Genomic DNA, 15,397 nt, shown 5'->3' with positions numbered 1-15,397 from the left:
ATCGTAGGCGACGCGTCCGACACGACCCGCGCCTCCTCGGCTCGCGCCGCGGTGTCTAGAGGTGGGCCCAGCGGGGCCCGTGCATGGTGATCGTCACGTGGCGCGGTTCGTCGACCGTGGCGTCGGGGTCGGCATCGGAGTCGGGGTCGCTCGCGGGGTCGGCGGCGGCCGCTCCCGCGCCGGTCGGTCGCTCGATCACGACGTCGAGCCACGACTCGGAGACGCCGTCGAGCAGCCCCGCTCCCCACTCGACCACGACGACCGATCCCTCGTAGTCGAGGTCGAGGTCGTCGAGCTCGGCCGCGCCCCCCAGCCGGTAGGCGTCGACGTGGACGAGGGGCGCGCCCGTCGCGCTCGGGTGGGTCCGCGCGAGCACGAAGGTCGGACTCGCGACCTGCCCGCGCACCTGCAGCCCCTCGCCGATGCCGCGGGTGAGCGTCGTCTTGCCGGCACCCAGCGGACCGGTCAGGACGACGAGGTCGCCCGCCCGCAGCAGGCCGCCGAGACGGCGGCCCAGGGCCTCCATCGTCTCGGCGTCGGACACCGGACCGTCGAAGAGCGGGAGGGCGTCGTCGGTCATGCCCGGCGGCCCAGGTACACGCGCGGCACGCGCGCGCCGATGCGGCACGAGACCTCCTCGGGGATCGTGCCCGTGGCCTCGGCCCATTCGCCGATGGTGAGCTCGCCGCCGTCGCCCGACCCGAAGAGCAGGACCTCGTCGCCGACCTCGATCGGGTCGTCGCCGACGTCGATCAGGAACTGGTCCATCGCCACGCGCCCGACGATCGGGTACCGGCGACCCCGCACCGTCACCTCCACCCCGTGCTGGGCCCGCCTGCTGACGCCGTCGGCGTAGCCGATCGGCACGAGCGCGAGCGTCGTGTCGCGCTCGGCCCGGTACGTGTAGTCGTACGAGACGCCCGTGCCGGCGGGGACCCGCTTCACGCGCACGACGCAGGCGCTCAGGGTCAGCACGGGCCGCAGACCCCGGTCGCTCGCGGTGACGCCCTCCGTCACGGGGATGCCGTAGCCGTTCGACCCCATGCGCACCATGTCGAAGCGCCTCTCGGGGTGCTCCATGCCCGCCGAGCTCGACGACATGTGCCGCTTCTCGAACGTCGCGCCGAGCGCCTCGGCGTCGGCGAGCGCCTTGCGGAACACGACCGACGCCGCGTGGTCGTCGGCCTCGCTGGTCTCGGAGACGTGCGAGAAGGCCCCGCGGAGGCGCACCACGCCCTCGTCGCGGAGGGCCACCGCCCGGGAGACGAACTCGGCCCAGTCGGCGGGGAGGCAGCCCTCGCGGTGCAGGCCGGTGTCGATGGTCAGATGCACCAACGCCTCGGAGCCGGCCCGGCGGGCCGCGTCCGCGAAGGCCTCGAGCTGCTCGAGCGTCGACACGCCGAGGTCGACCCGGTGCTCGACGGCCCCCGCGTAGTCGTCGTCGGGTCCGAGCTGCCAGGCGAAGAAGGACGCCTCGAGCGCCACGCCGGCTCGTCGCAGTCGCAGCGCCGGGGCGAGCTCGACCGTGCCGAACCAGCGGACGCCGGCGGCGACGGCCTCGGGGACCATGACGTCGATGCCGTTCGAGTACGCATCGGCCTTGACGATGGCGAGCACCTCGACCGGCGCGAGACGCTCGACCAGCGACGAGAGGTTGGCGCGGTAGGCCGCGAGGTCGACGGTCGCCCGTCGCAGATAGCCGGCGCTCACAGGTATCTCCGGGTCAGGGCGCCCGACAGGCAGGCGACGGTCTCGTAGGCGATCCCCCCGGAGGCGGTGGCCCAGTCCTCGGCGCTCTGGTGCCCGGACGCGGGATCGCCGAAGAGCACGACGTCGTCGCCCACCTCGACGGGATCGTCGCCCACGTCGATCACGAGGGCGTTCATCGCGATGCGCCCCCGGACCCGGTAGGTGCGACGGCCGATGGTCACGGAGGCCCGGTCGCTCGCGGCGCGGTCCACGCCGTCGGCGTAGCCGACCGGGACCACGGCGATCGTGGTGTCGCGCTCGGGGCGGAACAGGTAGCCGTACGAGACGCCCTCGCCGGCGGGCACCCGCTTGATGGTGGTGACGGGCGCGGAGAGCGTCAGCGCCGGGCGCAGCCCCCACTCGGCGGCCGTGCGCCCGCCGAAGGGGCTGATGCCGTAGGCGGCCAGGCCGAACCGGACGAGTCCGAAGCGGGTGCCCGAGTAGCTGAGACCGGCCGCCGAGGCGGCGAGGTGCGACAGCTCGGGGTCGATGCCGAGGTCGCCGAGCAGACCGCGTGCGCGGACGAACGCGGCGGCCTGCTTGCCGTCCTCTTCGGGTGAGGCGTTCGAGAGGTGGCTCATCAGCCCTTCGACGGGCAGGCGGTCGGCGAGCTCCGCCGCGCGGCCGAAGAGCGCGGGCCACTCGGCCTCGACGGCGCCGTTGCGGCTCAGACCGGTGTCGATGCACAGGTGGACGGCCCGAACGCCGGCGGCGGCCGCCGCCTCGAGCTGAGCGACGTCAGACACGGCGGGGGTGACGTCGTGGGCCGCGGCGGCCTCGAACGTCTCGCCGGGCGCGTGCAGCCAGGCGAGGATCGGCGCCGTGATGCCGGCCCGGCGCAGCTCGAGCGCCTCGTCGAGGTCGGCCACCCCCAGCCAGTCGGCACCGGCCTCGACGAACGCCCTCGCGGACTCGACCGCACCGTGCCCGTAGGCGTTGGCCTTCACGACGACCATGACGGCGCGGGGGGCCACGGCGGCGCGCAGCACGCTCACGTTGTGGCGCAGGGCCGCGGTGTCGACGGTGATGATGGCGTCTTGCGTCACGCGGGGATCGTCTCCTCGGGTTCGTCTCGGATGGTCGCCGACGGAGGTCGGTCGGTGGTGCCGCCAGCGGGCCGGTCGGCCTGCTCGGCGATGACGTAGGCGACGGCCACCCCGCCGTCGTGGCTGAGCGAGAGGTGCAGGTGCGCGACGCCGCGGCTGTCGGCCAGGGCCGCCGCCCCGCCCCGGAGCGCCAACGACGGGGCGCCCTGGTCGTCGGACACGACGACGATGTCGTGCCACGAGACCCCCGTCGACCCGCCCAGGGCCTTGATCAGCGCCTCCTTGGCGGCGAACCGTGCGGCGAGCGACGAGGCCGACCGGGGCGAGCCGTCGCGCAGTCGCGTCTCGTCGTCGCCGAACAGACGCCCCCGCAGAGCCGGGGTCCGGGTGAGGGATCGCTCGAAGCGCGCGAGGTCGACCACGTCGACCCCGATGCCGGCGATCACGCTGTCGCTCGGTGTGTCATCGGTGCCCGGATCGCATCTACTCGACGGTCACGGACTTCGCGAGGTTGCGGGGCTGATCGACGTCGAGCCCCTTGGCCGCGGCGAGCTCCATCCCGAAGATGTGCAACGGCACGACGGCCAGGAGCGACTCGAACAGCGGGGCCGCGAGCGGGATGTGCAGCACCTCGTCGGCGAACGGCAGCACGGCCGCGTCGCCCTCCTCGGCGATCGCGATGACCCGGGCGCCTCGGGCGCGGATCTCCTGGATGTTCGAGACGACCTTGGGGTGCAGGCTGCGGGGGTCGCGAGGGCTCGGCACGATGACGAAGACGATCTGACCCGGCTCGATCAGCGCGATGGGACCGTGCTTGAGCTCGCCGGCGGCGAAGCCCTCGGCGTGGATGTACGCGAGCTCCTTCAGCTTGAGCGCGCCCTCGAGGGCGATCGGGTACCCGACGTGACGGCCGAGGAACAGCACCGAGCGCGTGTCGGCCATCCAGCCGGCGAGGGTCCGGATGCGGTCCGAGCTCTCGAGCACGCGGGTGATCTTCTCGGGGATGGCCTGCAGGTCGGTGACCTGCTCGGCGATCTGCTCGGCGGTCAGGGTGCCGCGCAGCGTGGCGAGGTGCAGACCGAGGAGGAACAGCGCGGTGCCCTGCGCCACGAACGCCTTGGTCGACGCGACCGCGACCTCGGGGCCGGCGTGCGTGTAGATGACGGCGTCGGACTCGCGAGGGATGGTCGACCCCTGCGTGTTGCAGATCGACAGCACCTGCGCACCCTGCTCGCGGGCGTACTTGACGGCCATCAGGGTGTCCATCGTCTCGCCGGACTGGCTGATCGAGACGACCAGCGTGCGGGCGTCGAGCACGGGGTCGCGGTACCGGAACTCGTGGGCGAGCTCGACCTCGACCGGGATGCGCGCCCACTGCTCGATGGCGTACTTGCCGAGGATGCCGGCGTAGGCGGCCGTGCCGCAGGCGATCACGATGACGCGGTCGACGGTGAGCAGCTGCTCGCGCACGCCGTCGAGGTCGGTGAGGGTGACTGCGCCGTCGACGGCGCGACCGAGCAGCGTGTTGGCGACGGCTTCGGGCTCCTCGCTGATCTCCTTCGCCATGAAGCTCGACCAGCCGCCCTTGTCGGCGGCCGAGGCGTCCCAGTCGACCTCGAACTCGGTGGTCTCGACGGGGCGGCCCTCGAAGTCGACGACCTCGACCGAGTCGGGGCGGATCGACACGAGCTGGTCCTGCCCGATCGACATCGCGCGACGGGTGTGCGCGATGAAGGCGGCCACGTCGCTGCCCATGAAGTTCTCGCCGTCGCCGAGACCGACGACCAGGGGCGAGTTGCGACGGGCGCCGACCACGAGGCCGGGCTGGTCGGCGTGCACGACGAGCAGCGTGAAGGCGCCGTGCAGGGTGTTGACGACCATGCGGAGGGCCTCGGCCAGGTCGCCGCCACCGGCACGATAGGCCCGCGCGACCAGGTGCGCAGCCACCTCGGAGTCGGTCTCGCTCTGGAACTCGACGCCCTCGGAGACGAGCTCGGCCTTCAGCTCGGAGAAGTTCTCGATGATGCCGTTGTGGATCAGCGCCAGCCGACCGTCGTCGGCGAGGTGGGGGTGGGCGTTCGAGTCGGTCGGGCCGCCGTGCGTCGCCCAGCGCGTGTGGCCGATCCCCGTCCGGCCGTCGACCAGCGGGGTGGCCTCGAGGTCGTCGATCAGCATCTTCAGCTTGCCGGCCTTCTTGCGGCTGTCGAGACGACCGTCGGCGTCGATCACGGCGACGCCCGCCGAGTCGTAGCCGCGGTATTCGAGGCGCTTGAGACCGCCCAGCAGCACCTCCACGCTCCGTTCGCCCAGACCGACTTCTCCGACGTAACCCACGATTCCGCACATGGGGACGATCCTACGGCTTCGGCCAGCGGGTAGCCTCGACCCCATGGCCGACGCGACCCCGACGACGCACGCGACCGCGCACGCCTCCCCGTTCGTCGAGATCGACCGTGCCGCGTGGGCCGATCTGGCCCCGGCCACGCGCCTCCCTCTCACCGAGACCGAGATCGTCCAGCTCCGCGGGCTCGGCGACCGGCTCGACATGAGCGAGGTCCAGGACGTCTACGTCCCGCTCAGCCGCCTGCTGAACCTGTACGCCGCCGGGGCGCGCAATCTGCACCGGGCGACCAGCGACTTCCTCGGCGAACGCGCGCAGCGGACGCCGTTCGTGATCGGCGTCGCCGGGTCCGTCGCAGTCGGCAAGTCCACCGTCGCGCGCCTCCTGAGAGAGCTGCTGTCGCGGTGGGACGACACCCCGCGCGTCGAGCTCGTCACGACGGACGGCTTCCTCTACCCCAACGCCGAGCTCGAGCGCCGCGGGATCATGCACCGCAAGGGGTTCCCCGAGTCGTACGACCGGCGTCACCTGCTGCGCTTCGTCTCGCAGGTCAAGAGCGGCGCCGAGGAGGTGCGCGCACCCTTCTACTCGCACACGAGCTACGACATCATGCCGAGCGCCGAGGTCGTCGTCCGTCGACCCGACATCCTGATCGTCGAGGGCCTGAACGTCCTGCAGCCGCCCCTCGGCGGTCGCCTCGCGCTCAGCGACCTCTTCGACTTCACCGTCTACGTCGACGCCCGCACGGGCGACATCGAGAACTGGTTCGTCGAGAGGTTCCTCGCCCTGCAGAAGAGCGCGTTCACGCAGGAGCGCTCGTACTTCCACCGCTTCGCCGACATGGACGAGGGCGAGGCGCGGCGCTTCGCGTCGGGCATCTGGCGCGGGGTCAACGAGCCCAACCTGCTCGAGAACGTGCTGCCCACGAGGTCCCGCGCGACGCTGGTGCTCCGGAAGTCCGCCGATCACAAGGTCGACTCGGTCCTGCTCCGCAAGATCTGACCGGACCGCCCCGTCCGTCGCCCTGCCGCCAGGGGCCGAGGAGGCGCGGGTCGGGTCAGATCGGCAGCAGCGACCAGACGACGGCCAGCCCGACGAGCCCCGCCAGCGTCAGCACCGCCGCGGCGTTCAGCCGCCGATGCTCGACCATGATCGCGATGTACTCGCGGAGGAACGCGCTCGGCACGTAGTAGGCGGCCGTCGGCGACCCGACGACCTGGGCGTCGCTCCCGATCGAGCGGGCCAGCAGGGCGGCGCGCAGCACGTGGTAATCGTTCGTCACGACGAGGGTGCTGCCGTCGCGGCCGGCGGCGCGCTGCACCTCGCGCGAGAGGAGCAGGTTCTCGCGAGTGCTCGTCGAGGCGGTCTCCGGCCGGACGTCGGCGGGGTCGGCTCCCTGCGCGAGGAGGTACTCGGCCATCGCGTCGCCCTCCGCGCGCGGCTCGTCGGAGCCCTGGCCGCCCGACGGCACCAGCAGCGGCCTCGCGACCGTGCCGGGCACGGAGCGGTAGACCGAGAGCGCCTTGTCGAGACGGCTGCGCAGCAGCGGCGGCACCTCGCCGCGGATTAGGCCGGAGCCGAGCACGACCACCGTCGCGGGAGTGCGCGTGTGCCGGTAGCGGCTGTAGACCAGCGAATAGAGCCCGAACGCGGCGAAGGTCGCGGCCGCGTACCCCGCGACGAAGACCAGGAGGACGCCCAGGGCGACGAGCACGACCCCGACCGGTCCCGGCAGCTCGACGACGTCGGGCCCGAAGACCAGCACGGCCGCGGCGACCGGCACGAGCAGGATGGCGACGCCCGCCAGCAGCGAGAGCAGGTTGCCGAGGCTGCGCCCCTCGGAACGCAGCATGGTGACTCCGTTGCCGAGCAGGAACAACGCGAGCACCACCACGAGCAGTCCGACGAAAAGGACGCCGAGCAGGACGGCGCTCTGCTGTGCGGGCCCGGTCGCGGCGACCTCGAGGACACCGGCCACGAGCAGGCAGCCGAGGGCTGCGACGAGGAACACGCCGTTGCGGAGACGGCGAGCGTCACGGACGCGGCTGACGACGTAGAGCACGGCGAAGACCACGGCGGGCAGCAGGAGGAGCATGCACCCATGGTGCCCGACGCCGGCACGGGTGCGGGGACGCGGGGCCTGAGGCAGGCGCGGGTCGGACCCGCTAGAGCGCGAGCCGCTCGCGGACGACGTCGGCCAGAGCGTGGGCGACGCGATCCGCGGTCGCCTGGTCGGCCGCCTCGACCATGACCCGGATGACGGGCTCGGTGCCCGACGGACGGAGGAGGACCCGCCCCGTGTCTCCGAGCTCGTCGCTGAAAGCGGCGACGGCCTCGGCGACGCCCTCGTCGTCGGCGAGACGATCGCGATCGACGCCCGTGACGTTGATGAGGATCTGCGGGAACACCGTCATGACCGAGGCGAGCTCGGCAAGGCTCTTGCCCGTCGCCGCCATGCGAGCCACCAGCGACAGGCCGGTGAGGATCCCGTCGCCCGTCGTCGCGTAGTCGCTGAAGACGATGTGACCGGACTGCTCACCGCCGAGCGTGAAGCCGTGCTCGTTCATGTCCTCGAGGACGTACCGGTCGCCGACGCGGGTCTGGCGGACGGTGATGCCGTTCTCGGCCATGGCCCGGGTGAGACCGAGGTTGCTCATGACCGTGGCCACGAGGGTGTCGGAGGCGAGGGCGCCGCGCTCCTTCTGAGCGACGGCGAGGATGGCCATGATCTGGTCGCCGTCGACCACGGCGCCGGTGGCGTCGACGGCCAGGCAGCGGTCGGCGTCGCCGTCGTGCGCGATCCCGACGTCGGCGCCGTGCTCGAGGACGGCACGGGCGAGGTTGTCAAGGTGCGTCGAACCGACGCCGTCGTTGATGTTCACGCCGTCGGGGTCGGCGCCGATCAGCGTGATCTTCGCACCGGCGTCGGTGAACACCTCGGGCGAGACGGCGGCCGCGGCGCCATGGGCGCAGTCGAGGACGACGTGGATGCCGTCGAGGCGGTTGGGCAGCGCGCCGAGGAGGTGCAGCACGTAGCGGTCCTCGGCGTCGGCGAAGCGCCGGATCCGACCGACGTCGGCGCCGATGGGCATCAGCTGGGGCTCGCTCATCGCGGCCTGGATGCGGTCCTCGACCTCGTCGGGCAGCTTCGTGCCGCCGAACGCGAAGAACTTGATGCCGTTGTCGGGCGCCGGATTGTGCGAGGCGCTGATCATCACGCCGAAGTCGGCGCCGATGTCGTCGACGAGGAACGCCGCCGCGGGGGTCGGGATGACCCCGGCGTCGAGCACATCGACACCGGAGCTGGCCAGACCCGCGCTGACGGCGGCGGTCAGGAACTCCCCCGAGATGCGGGGGTCGCGTGCCACGACGGCGACGGGTCGCCGCCCCTCGGCGCGTCGGGCATCGGCGTGATGCCCCTTCGTGAGCACCACCGCGCTCGCCTGGGCGAGGCCCAGGGCGAGCGCGGCGGTCAGCTCACGGTTGGCGAGGCCCCGAACACCGTCGGTACCGAAGAGACGCGACATCGCGAGACCTGCCGTGGAGTGCGCGTTTAGCGCTTCGAGAACTGCGAGGCCTTGCGGGCCTTCTTGAGACCGGCCTTCTTGCGCTCGATGACGCGGGCGTCACGAGTCAGGAAGCCGGCCTTCTTGAGGGTCGCACGGTTGTTCTCGCGGTCGATCTCGTTGAGCGAACGGGCGATCGCGAGGCGCAGCGCGCCGGCCTGGCCGGAGGGGCCGCCGCCGGTCACCTTGACGGTGACGTCGTACGCGCCGAGCAGGTCGAGGACCTTGAACGGGTCGTTGATCAGCTGCTGGTGCAGCTTGTTCGGGAAGTACTCCTCGAGCGTGCGGCCGTTCACGACGAAGGTGCCGGTGCCGGGCACGAGGCGAGCGCGGGCGATGGCCTCCTTGCGGCGACCGACGGCCGAACCCGAAACGTTCAGGACGGCGCGGGGCGTCGCCTCGGCCTCGGTGGCCGTGCTCTCGGTGGTGAAGCTCTGGGGAGCCTGGTCGATGGAATCTGCGATCTGAGCCACTGTGTGGGAATCCTTAAGTCTGAAGGCGGACGCTACTGGGCGACCTGGTCGAGGGTGTAAACCGTGGGCTGCTGAGCAGCGTGGGGGTGCTCGGCACCCGCGTACACCTTCAGCTTCTTGATCTGGGCACGGCCCAGCGAGTTCTTCGGCAGCATGCCGCGGATGGCCTTCTCGACCGCACGCGTGGGGTGCTTCTCGACCATCTCGGAGTACGTGGTGGCCGTCAGGCCGCCCGGGTAGCCCGAGTGACGGTAGTAGAGCTTCTCGGCCAGCTTGGAGCCGGTGAGGGCCACCTTGTCGGCGTTGATGACGATGACGAAGTCGCCCATGTCCATGTGCGGGGCGAAGGTCGGCTTGTGCTTGCCGCGCAGCAGGGCTGCCACGTGGCTGGCGAGACGGCCGAGCACGACGTCGTTGGCGTCGATGATCAGCCAGTTCGGCTGAACGTCAGCCGGCTTGGGGGAGAAAGTGCGCGTCACAGTAGTGCTGCTTCCTTGTCGAGGTGAGAGGTTCGTGAATCCCGCTCCGGCGCCGTTCTCGAGGCAGATGCGACGAGAACGAATCAGGTGGAGGGCTCAACTTCGGGCGAAAGCGCGCAGTTGCGCAGACACCAAGGGGCAACGATACCCGACGGCCTCAGGGGCGTCAAACGTCACTCGTCGACCTGGGCGGCCGACCGCTTCACCTGCGTCAGCAGCGTCCGCGCCGCGACCTCGTCGTCGGGCGGATAGCCGACCTCGACCATCGTCAGCCCGTGGGCGGGGACGACGCGGAACTCGCCGTTGCGTGCGGCCTCGCGGCGGATGCCCACGGCCCGATGCTGGGGCAGCACGCCCTCGCCCACCGCGACGCACGCGCCGACGAGGTTCCGCACGAGGTTGTGGCAGAAGGCGTCCGCCTGCACGGTCGCGATCAGCACGCCGTCGGCCTCGCGCCTCCATCGGAACTCCTGCAGCTCGCGGATGCTCGTCGCGTACTCGCGGTGGCGGCAGTAGGCGGCCCAGTCGTGCAGCCCGAGGAGACCTGCGGCGGTGGCGTTCATCAGATCGAGGTCGAGACGCTGGTCGTACCAGAGCGTATGACCCCGCCTCGCCGGGTCGCGTTCGGCACCCCGGTCGGCGATGCGGTACTCGTACCGTCGCCAGAGCGCCCCGAAACGGGCATGGAACCCGGGAGGCGCGACCCGCCCTCCCGAGACGACGATCTCGTCGGACGCGCCCGCGAGCCCGTTCAGGCGACGCGCCAGCACCGTCGGGGCATCGAGCGGCGACCGGTCGACCATGCCCCGGTGCGGCCGCTGGAGCTGCGCGATCTGCGCATCCGTCAGATCGAGGTGGACGACCTGACCCCGAGCGTGGACTCCGGCGTCGGTCCGCCCGGCCACGGTGACCGTCGGCACGTCGCCGAGTCGCCGGAACAGGGTGACGAGGGCCTGCTCGATCTCGCCCTGGACCGTGCGTCGACCGGGCTGCTCGCTCCAGCCCGAGAAGCCGGTGCCGTCGTACGCGACGTTCAGTCGGACCCGCGTCAGGGCCTGTTCGTCGGTCGTCGTCACCCTGCGATTCTACGAGAGACGAGGACAGGGCCCCGCGTCGACGACGCGGGGCCCTGCTCAGCACCGGCCGGGCTCACCCGACCCGCCGGCTACCGCCAGCGCCAGCCGAAGAGCTGCTTGAACCAGTCGATGACCGCCGTGACGATCGCCGTGACGATCTGGCCGAGGGTGGGCGCGCCTCCCCCGTGACCGGGCTGCTCGGGCTCGCCGGGCTGCCCAGGCTCCTCGGGCGTGACGTCGCCGACCAGCTCGAGCCCCACGACGACCGGGTCGTGGTCGCTGGACCGGTACGGGCCGTCGGCGAAGAGCGGCGCCGCGTTGTAGTCGTAGCGGCTGTACTCGAGACCGACCGACTCGCCCGCGTTGATGTTCCAGATGTCGACCCCGGACACGGCCTCGACCGCGGCGGGGCTGGCGAGCACGTGGTCGAGCGATCCGCTCAGGCCGCCGAACACGTAGCTGTACTCGTCGGTCTCGGTCGACCCCAGGTCGGTGTAGCCGGCGTCGCGCAGCACCTCGATCGGGTCCTCCTGCGAGTAGGCGTTGAAGTCGCCGATCAGGAACGCCTTGTCGGTGCCGGCATCCGCCTGCACCCGCGTCGAGAACGCGGCCAGCGCCTCCGCCTGGTTCACCCGCGAGGCGTTCGAGGCGCCCTGCCCGTCGCCCAGGTCGGCGTCGACGCCGGTGCCGCTGCCCTTCGACTTGAAGTGGTTCGCGATCACGACGAAGTCCGCGTCGTCGGGCGCGCCGACCGGAGCGAACGTCTGGGCGAGCGGCTGACGGGCATTGCTGAAGGCCGGCGCGTCGGTCAGGATGCGCGACCCTCCCACGGTCTCGGTCGTCGCCTTCTTGTAGATGAAGGCCAGGCGGATGACGTCCTCGTTCGCCGGGAGGGCGGCGGGCGAGGGGACGAACGCCCACTCGTCGGAGCCGAGGTCGGCGTTCAGAGCGTCGACCAGGGTCGACAGCGCCGCGTCGCGGTCCTGGCCGAAGCGGGCGGAGTTCTCGATCTCCTCGAGCGAGACCACGTCGGCGTCGAGCCCGTTGACGGCCGCGACGATCTTCGCCTGCTGGCGCTCGAAGCTCGCCTGGTTCGCGGCTCCGCGCGCGTCGCAGCCGCCCTGCACGGTGACCGGCTCGCCGAAGCGGTCGGTGTAGTACGTGCAGCCGGTCAGCTGATCACCCGTGGTCGGGAAGTAGTTCAGCACGTTGAACCCAGCGAGTCGGAGGTCGCCCCCGACGTCGCGGGGAGCGGCCTCGCGGATGTTCCCGAACGACACCGGCAGATCGGCCGTGGCCGTGTCGCCGGTCACCCGCTCAGTGGGCTGCAGCTTCCACGACGAGTTGCGGAAGTCCAGGATGAGCGGCTCGTCGAAGGTGACGGGCGCACCCACGGTGACCGGCGTCTCCGTCGAGAGGTACGGCACGGGGATCGACTGGTTCGAGGCCGTGAAGAAGTTGACGGACGATCCGTCGTCGAGGACGACCTTGCGGGCCGCGATCTCGGCGACCGCCGCCGTGTACTCCGCGCTTCCGGGGCGGGCCACCTCGGTGGGCTGCAGCAGCGGGCCGTCGCCGGCCGCCAGCACGACCTCGCCGTACTGGTTGGTCGTGTAGACGTCGCTGACGGTGAACTCGCCCTGCGGCGCGATCAGCATGCTCTCGAGCGCCTCGCGCTCGGCGTCGGTCTCGGGGAATCCGACCGTCGCGGGCAGCGGAGCCGTGACCGATCCGGCGTCGAGCACCGTCAGGTCGGCGGGCGTCGCGACGGTCACCTGCGTGAGACCGAAGTACTCGCCGGCCTGACCGGTCGTCTCGACGTAGTCGCCGATCGACACGGACGAGGCGGTCGCCGACGAGAAGACGAAGACCGCGTCCGAGGCGCCGTGCGTCGCGGAGTCCAGCGCGCCTCCCGTCCCCGGGGTCTGGATGACGTAGCCGTTCAGCCCGCCGGTCGGGTACGTCGCGGTGACGACGCCGCGCGTGGTCACGCGCTGCCCGTCGTACGGGCTCGTGGCCGTCGCGCCCTGCAGCTCGGCGATGGTCACGTCGACCGACGGCGCGGGCTCGGTGGGCTCCTCGGGATCCGTGGGCACGTCACCGCCACCGGTCGAGTTGGTGGGCGTGACGACGTCGGACACCGAGAAGTCGTCGCCGTTGACGTCGGTGTCGACGTGGTCGGTGCGCGTCAGCGAGTTGGGGACGGCGTTCCCGCCCGAGGTCGCCGCGACCCGGGTCTCGTACGTGTTCGAGGTCCCGTAGCCCAGCAGGTCGACGACTCCGTCGACACCCACCGAGGAGGCGCCGGTCGGCAGGGTCACGGCCGTCGCCCGATCCGAGAGCACGAGGGTGCCGGTCGAGCCGCTGGGGTTCAGCCCCAGCGTCGCGTCGGGGGTGGGCAGCGCCTCACCGACGGTGCCGTTGCTCGTGAGCTGCACGAGGAAGCTGCCACCGGCGGGCACCGTGCCGGCGAGGGCGCCGACGCCGGACACGGCGGTCGCGGTCGCCGCGCGGTACTGCAGGGACCAGCCGGCGAGCGAGATCGCGCTGCTCGTCGGGTTGTACAGCTCGACGAACTTGTGGGTGAACGGCGCGTTCGCGCTTCCGCCCTTGAGGTACGCCTCGTCGATGATCAGGCCGTCGGCGGCTGCGACCGCGGCGGGGGCCGAGGTGGCCGCGTCGGCGGCGGTCAGCGGCGCGAGGGGCGCCACGAGGAGGGCGAGCCCGGTCGCCACGGCGATGTGCTTCCGGGTCAGGGGGCGGGGGCGAACGGACATGCGATCCTTCGTCGGAGAGGCAGGGACGACACGACCTTATGTTTCTTGGCATCTCCACAGGTTTCCGGGACGTGACGCCCGAGTGAACACCCCCCGAGCGGGGTACACGGGTGGCCCCCAAGCGGAGGACCGGGGGTCGCCGCCCAGGACCGGCCCCCGGGACCGACCCCCGGGACGACGAAGAAGGACCCCGCAGCACGAGGGCTGCAGGGTCCTTCCGGAGGGACTCGACTACTTCGTGTCGTCCGACTTCGCGGTGTCGTCCGACTTCTCGGCGGCATCGGCCTCGACCTCGTCGGCAGCAGCCGTCTCGGTCTCGGCCTCGACGGGCGCCGACTCCTCGACGGTCTCGGTCTCCTCGACCGGGGCCTCCTCGGCGGGAGCAGCGGCGGCCGGGGCCGACTTGCTGCTCGACGACGACTTCACCTTGGGGGTGACGGGCTCGAGGACGAGCTCGATCGACACCATGGAGGCGTTGTCGCCCTTGCGGAAGCCGAGCTTCGTGATGCGCGTGTAGCCGCCCTCACGGTTCTCGACGAGCGGCGCGATCTCGGTGAAGAGCATGTGCGCGGCGTCCTTGTTGTTGCGCAGCGTCTGCATCGCACGACGACGCGACGCGAGGTCGCCCCGCTTCGCGAAGGTGACGAGGCGCTCGGCGACGGGACGCAGGCGCTTGGCCTTGGTCTCGGTCGTCTTGATGCTCTTGTGCTCGAAGAGCGAAGCGGCGAGGTTCGCGAGCATCAGACGCTCGTGAGCCGGGCCGCCTCCGAGGCGGGGACCCTTGGTGGGCTTGGGCATGATCTTTGTTTCCTAGCTGTCGAAGATGATCAGGGCGTCGGGAGACGAGACCTAGTTGGTCTCTTCCTCGTCGTAACCGCTGTAGAAGTGGGCTCCGTCGAACCCGGGGACCGTGTCTTTCAACGAGAGACCGAGCTCGACAAGCTTGTCCTTCACCTCGTCGACCGACTTCTGACCGAAGTTGCGGATGTTCATGAGCTGCGTCTCGGAGAGTGCGACCAGCTCGGACACCGTGTTGATGCCCTCGCGCTTCAGGCAGTTGTAGCTGCGGACCGACAGGTCGAGGTCCTCGATCGGGGTCTGCAGTTCGCTCGACAGGACGGCGTCGACCGGCGCGGGGCCGATCTCGATGCCCTCTGCGGCGGTGTTCAGCTCACGGGCGAGGCCGAAGAGCTCCGTCAGCGTGCGGCCGGCCGAGGCGATGGCGTCGCGCGGCGAGATCGCCGGCTTCGTCTCGACGTCGACGACCAGGCGGTCGAAGTCGGTGCGCTCACCGGCACGAGTCGCCTCGACGCGGTAGGTCACCTTGAGCACGGGCGAGTAGATCGAGTCGATCGGGATCTGGCCCGCTTCGCTGAACTCGCTGCGGTTCTGGACGGCCGAGACGTAGCCGCGGCCACGCTCGATGGTCAGTTCGAGCTCGAACTTGGCCTTGTCGTTCAGGGTCGCGATGACGAGCTCGGGGTTGTGGATCTCGACACCGGCCGGGGCCGAGATGTCGGCGGCCGTGACCTGACCGGCACCCTGCTTGCGCAGGTACGCCGTGATGGGCTCGTCGTGCTCGCTCGAGACGACGAGCTGCTTGATGTTGAGGATGACCTCGGTGACGTCTTCTTTCACACCGGGGACGGTCGTGAACTCGTGCAGCACACCGTCGATGCGGATGCTGGTGACAGCGGCTCCGGGGATCGACGACAGAAGAGTGCGGCGCAGCGAGTTGCCGAGGGTGTAGCCGAAACCGGGCTCGAGGGGTTCGATCACGAAGCGTGAACGGAACTCCGAGATGTTCTCCTCGGTGAGGGTGGGGCGCTGTGCAATGAGCACTGTGGATTCCTTTCGGCGAAGAGTCCGCTATATGACTCTTGGCGGTAC

Annotated in this window: 14 protein-coding genes; 1 reads left to right on the top strand and 13 read right to left on the bottom strand. The window is 71.0% G+C overall.

Annotation, left to right across the window (positions count from 1 at the left end):
- Positions 1–55: 55 nt before the first annotated feature.
- Genes tsaE through glmS form a run of 5 tightly spaced genes read right to left on the bottom strand, consistent with a single transcriptional unit; the run spans position 56 to position 5,141 of the window.
- On the bottom strand, positions 56–580 hold the full coding sequence (gene tsaE / locus ASF17_RS11880) for a tRNA (adenosine(37)-N6)-threonylcarbamoyltransferase complex ATPase subunit type 1 TsaE (protein WP_055799981.1): 525 nt from the start codon (positions 578–580) through the stop codon (positions 56–58).
- Positions 577–1,710, bottom strand: coding sequence for an alanine racemase (gene alr, locus ASF17_RS11875; protein WP_055799978.1), 1,134 nt, complete (start codon positions 1,708–1,710; stop codon positions 577–579). The genes tsaE and alr (ASF17_RS11875) overlap by 4 nt, the downstream gene beginning before the upstream one ends.
- A complete protein-coding gene (gene alr / locus ASF17_RS11870; RefSeq protein WP_055799975.1) occupies positions 1,707–2,795 on the bottom strand; it encodes an alanine racemase in 1,089 nt (362 codons plus the stop codon). The genes alr (ASF17_RS11875) and alr (ASF17_RS11870) overlap by 4 nt, the downstream gene beginning before the upstream one ends.
- On the bottom strand, positions 2,792–3,241 hold the full coding sequence (locus ASF17_RS11865) for a holo-ACP synthase (protein ID WP_082475309.1): 450 nt from the start codon (positions 3,239–3,241) through the stop codon (positions 2,792–2,794). The genes alr (ASF17_RS11870) and ASF17_RS11865 overlap by 4 nt, the downstream gene beginning before the upstream one ends.
- A gap of 37 nt (positions 3,242–3,278) precedes the next feature.
- Positions 3,279–5,141, bottom strand: a complete 1,863-nt coding sequence (gene glmS / locus ASF17_RS11860; protein ID WP_055799972.1) for a glutamine--fructose-6-phosphate transaminase (isomerizing) — start codon at positions 5,139–5,141, stop codon at positions 3,279–3,281.
- Positions 5,142–5,184: 43 nt separating this feature from the next.
- On the opposite strand from glmS, the gene coaA reads away from it, so the two are divergent.
- Positions 5,185–6,138, top strand: coding sequence for a type I pantothenate kinase (gene coaA / locus ASF17_RS11855; protein ID WP_055799968.1), 954 nt, complete (start codon positions 5,185–5,187; stop codon positions 6,136–6,138).
- Between the two features lie 55 nt (positions 6,139–6,193).
- Here coaA and ASF17_RS11850 read toward each other — a convergent pair whose 3' ends face one another.
- The 8 genes from ASF17_RS11850 to ASF17_RS11815 form a co-directional block, all read right to left on the bottom strand.
- Complete coding sequence (locus ASF17_RS11850) at positions 6,194–7,231, bottom strand: YdcF family protein (protein ID WP_055799965.1); 1,038 nt, start codon at positions 7,229–7,231, stop codon at positions 6,194–6,196.
- A 70-nt stretch (positions 7,232–7,301) separates the two neighbouring features.
- Positions 7,302–8,663, bottom strand: coding sequence for a phosphoglucosamine mutase (glmM, locus tag ASF17_RS11845; RefSeq protein ID WP_055799961.1), 1,362 nt, complete (start codon positions 8,661–8,663; stop codon positions 7,302–7,304).
- A 26-nt stretch (positions 8,664–8,689) separates the two neighbouring features.
- The gene (gene rpsI / locus ASF17_RS11840) at positions 8,690–9,175 is read right to left on the bottom strand and encodes a 30S ribosomal protein S9 (RefSeq protein WP_055799957.1); all 486 of its coding nucleotides are present in this window, start codon (positions 9,173–9,175) and stop codon (positions 8,690–8,692) included.
- Positions 9,176–9,207: 32 nt separating this feature from the next.
- Complete coding sequence (gene rplM / locus ASF17_RS11835) at positions 9,208–9,654, bottom strand: 50S ribosomal protein L13 (protein ID WP_055799954.1); 447 nt, start codon at positions 9,652–9,654, stop codon at positions 9,208–9,210.
- Between the two features lie 173 nt (positions 9,655–9,827).
- On the bottom strand, positions 9,828–10,730 hold the full coding sequence (locus tag ASF17_RS11830; protein WP_200913477.1) for a tRNA pseudouridine synthase A: 903 nt from the start codon (positions 10,728–10,730) through the stop codon (positions 9,828–9,830).
- A gap of 89 nt (positions 10,731–10,819) precedes the next feature.
- Positions 10,820–13,507, bottom strand: coding sequence for an ExeM/NucH family extracellular endonuclease (locus ASF17_RS11825; protein WP_082475308.1), 2,688 nt, complete (start codon positions 13,505–13,507; stop codon positions 10,820–10,822).
- A 231-nt stretch (positions 13,508–13,738) separates the two neighbouring features.
- The gene (gene rplQ, locus ASF17_RS11820; protein WP_055799951.1) at positions 13,739–14,305 is read right to left on the bottom strand and encodes a 50S ribosomal protein L17; all 567 of its coding nucleotides are present in this window, start codon (positions 14,303–14,305) and stop codon (positions 13,739–13,741) included.
- A 51-nt stretch (positions 14,306–14,356) separates the two neighbouring features.
- Positions 14,357–15,349, bottom strand: a complete 993-nt coding sequence (locus tag ASF17_RS11815; RefSeq protein ID WP_055799947.1) for a DNA-directed RNA polymerase subunit alpha — start codon at positions 15,347–15,349, stop codon at positions 14,357–14,359.
- Positions 15,350–15,397 lie beyond the last annotated feature (48 nt).

The sequence above is a fragment of the Frigoribacterium sp. Leaf263 genome (assembly GCF_001422285.1).
Lineage (GTDB): Bacteria > Actinomycetota > Actinomycetes > Actinomycetales > Microbacteriaceae > Frigoribacterium.
Note: the sequence above shows the minus strand (reverse complement) of the source record. Positions and strands in the feature narration are given on the sequence as shown.

What these genes read in the sequence shown, in the direction of transcription:
- tsaE (WP_055799981.1), bottom strand. Translation starts at nt 580, where the DNA reads ATGACCGACGACGCCCTCCCGCTCTTCGACGGTCCGGTGTCCGACGCC.
- glmS (WP_055799972.1), bottom strand. Translation starts at nt 5,141, where the DNA reads ATGTGCGGAATCGTGGGTTACGTCGGAGAAGTCGGTCTGGGCGAACGG.
- coaA (WP_055799968.1), top strand. Translation starts at nt 5,185, where the DNA reads ATGGCCGACGCGACCCCGACGACGCACGCGACCGCGCACGCCTCCCCG.
- ASF17_RS11850 (WP_055799965.1), bottom strand. Translation starts at nt 7,231, where the DNA reads ATGCTCCTCCTGCTGCCCGCCGTGGTCTTCGCCGTGCTCTACGTCGTC.
- glmM (WP_055799961.1), bottom strand. Translation starts at nt 8,663, where the DNA reads ATGTCGCGTCTCTTCGGTACCGACGGTGTTCGGGGCCTCGCCAACCGT.
- ASF17_RS11825 (WP_082475308.1), bottom strand. Translation starts at nt 13,507, where the DNA reads ATGTCCGTTCGCCCCCGCCCCCTGACCCGGAAGCACATCGCCGTGGCG.
- rplQ (WP_055799951.1), bottom strand. Translation starts at nt 14,305, where the DNA reads ATGCCCAAGCCCACCAAGGGTCCCCGCCTCGGAGGCGGCCCGGCTCAC.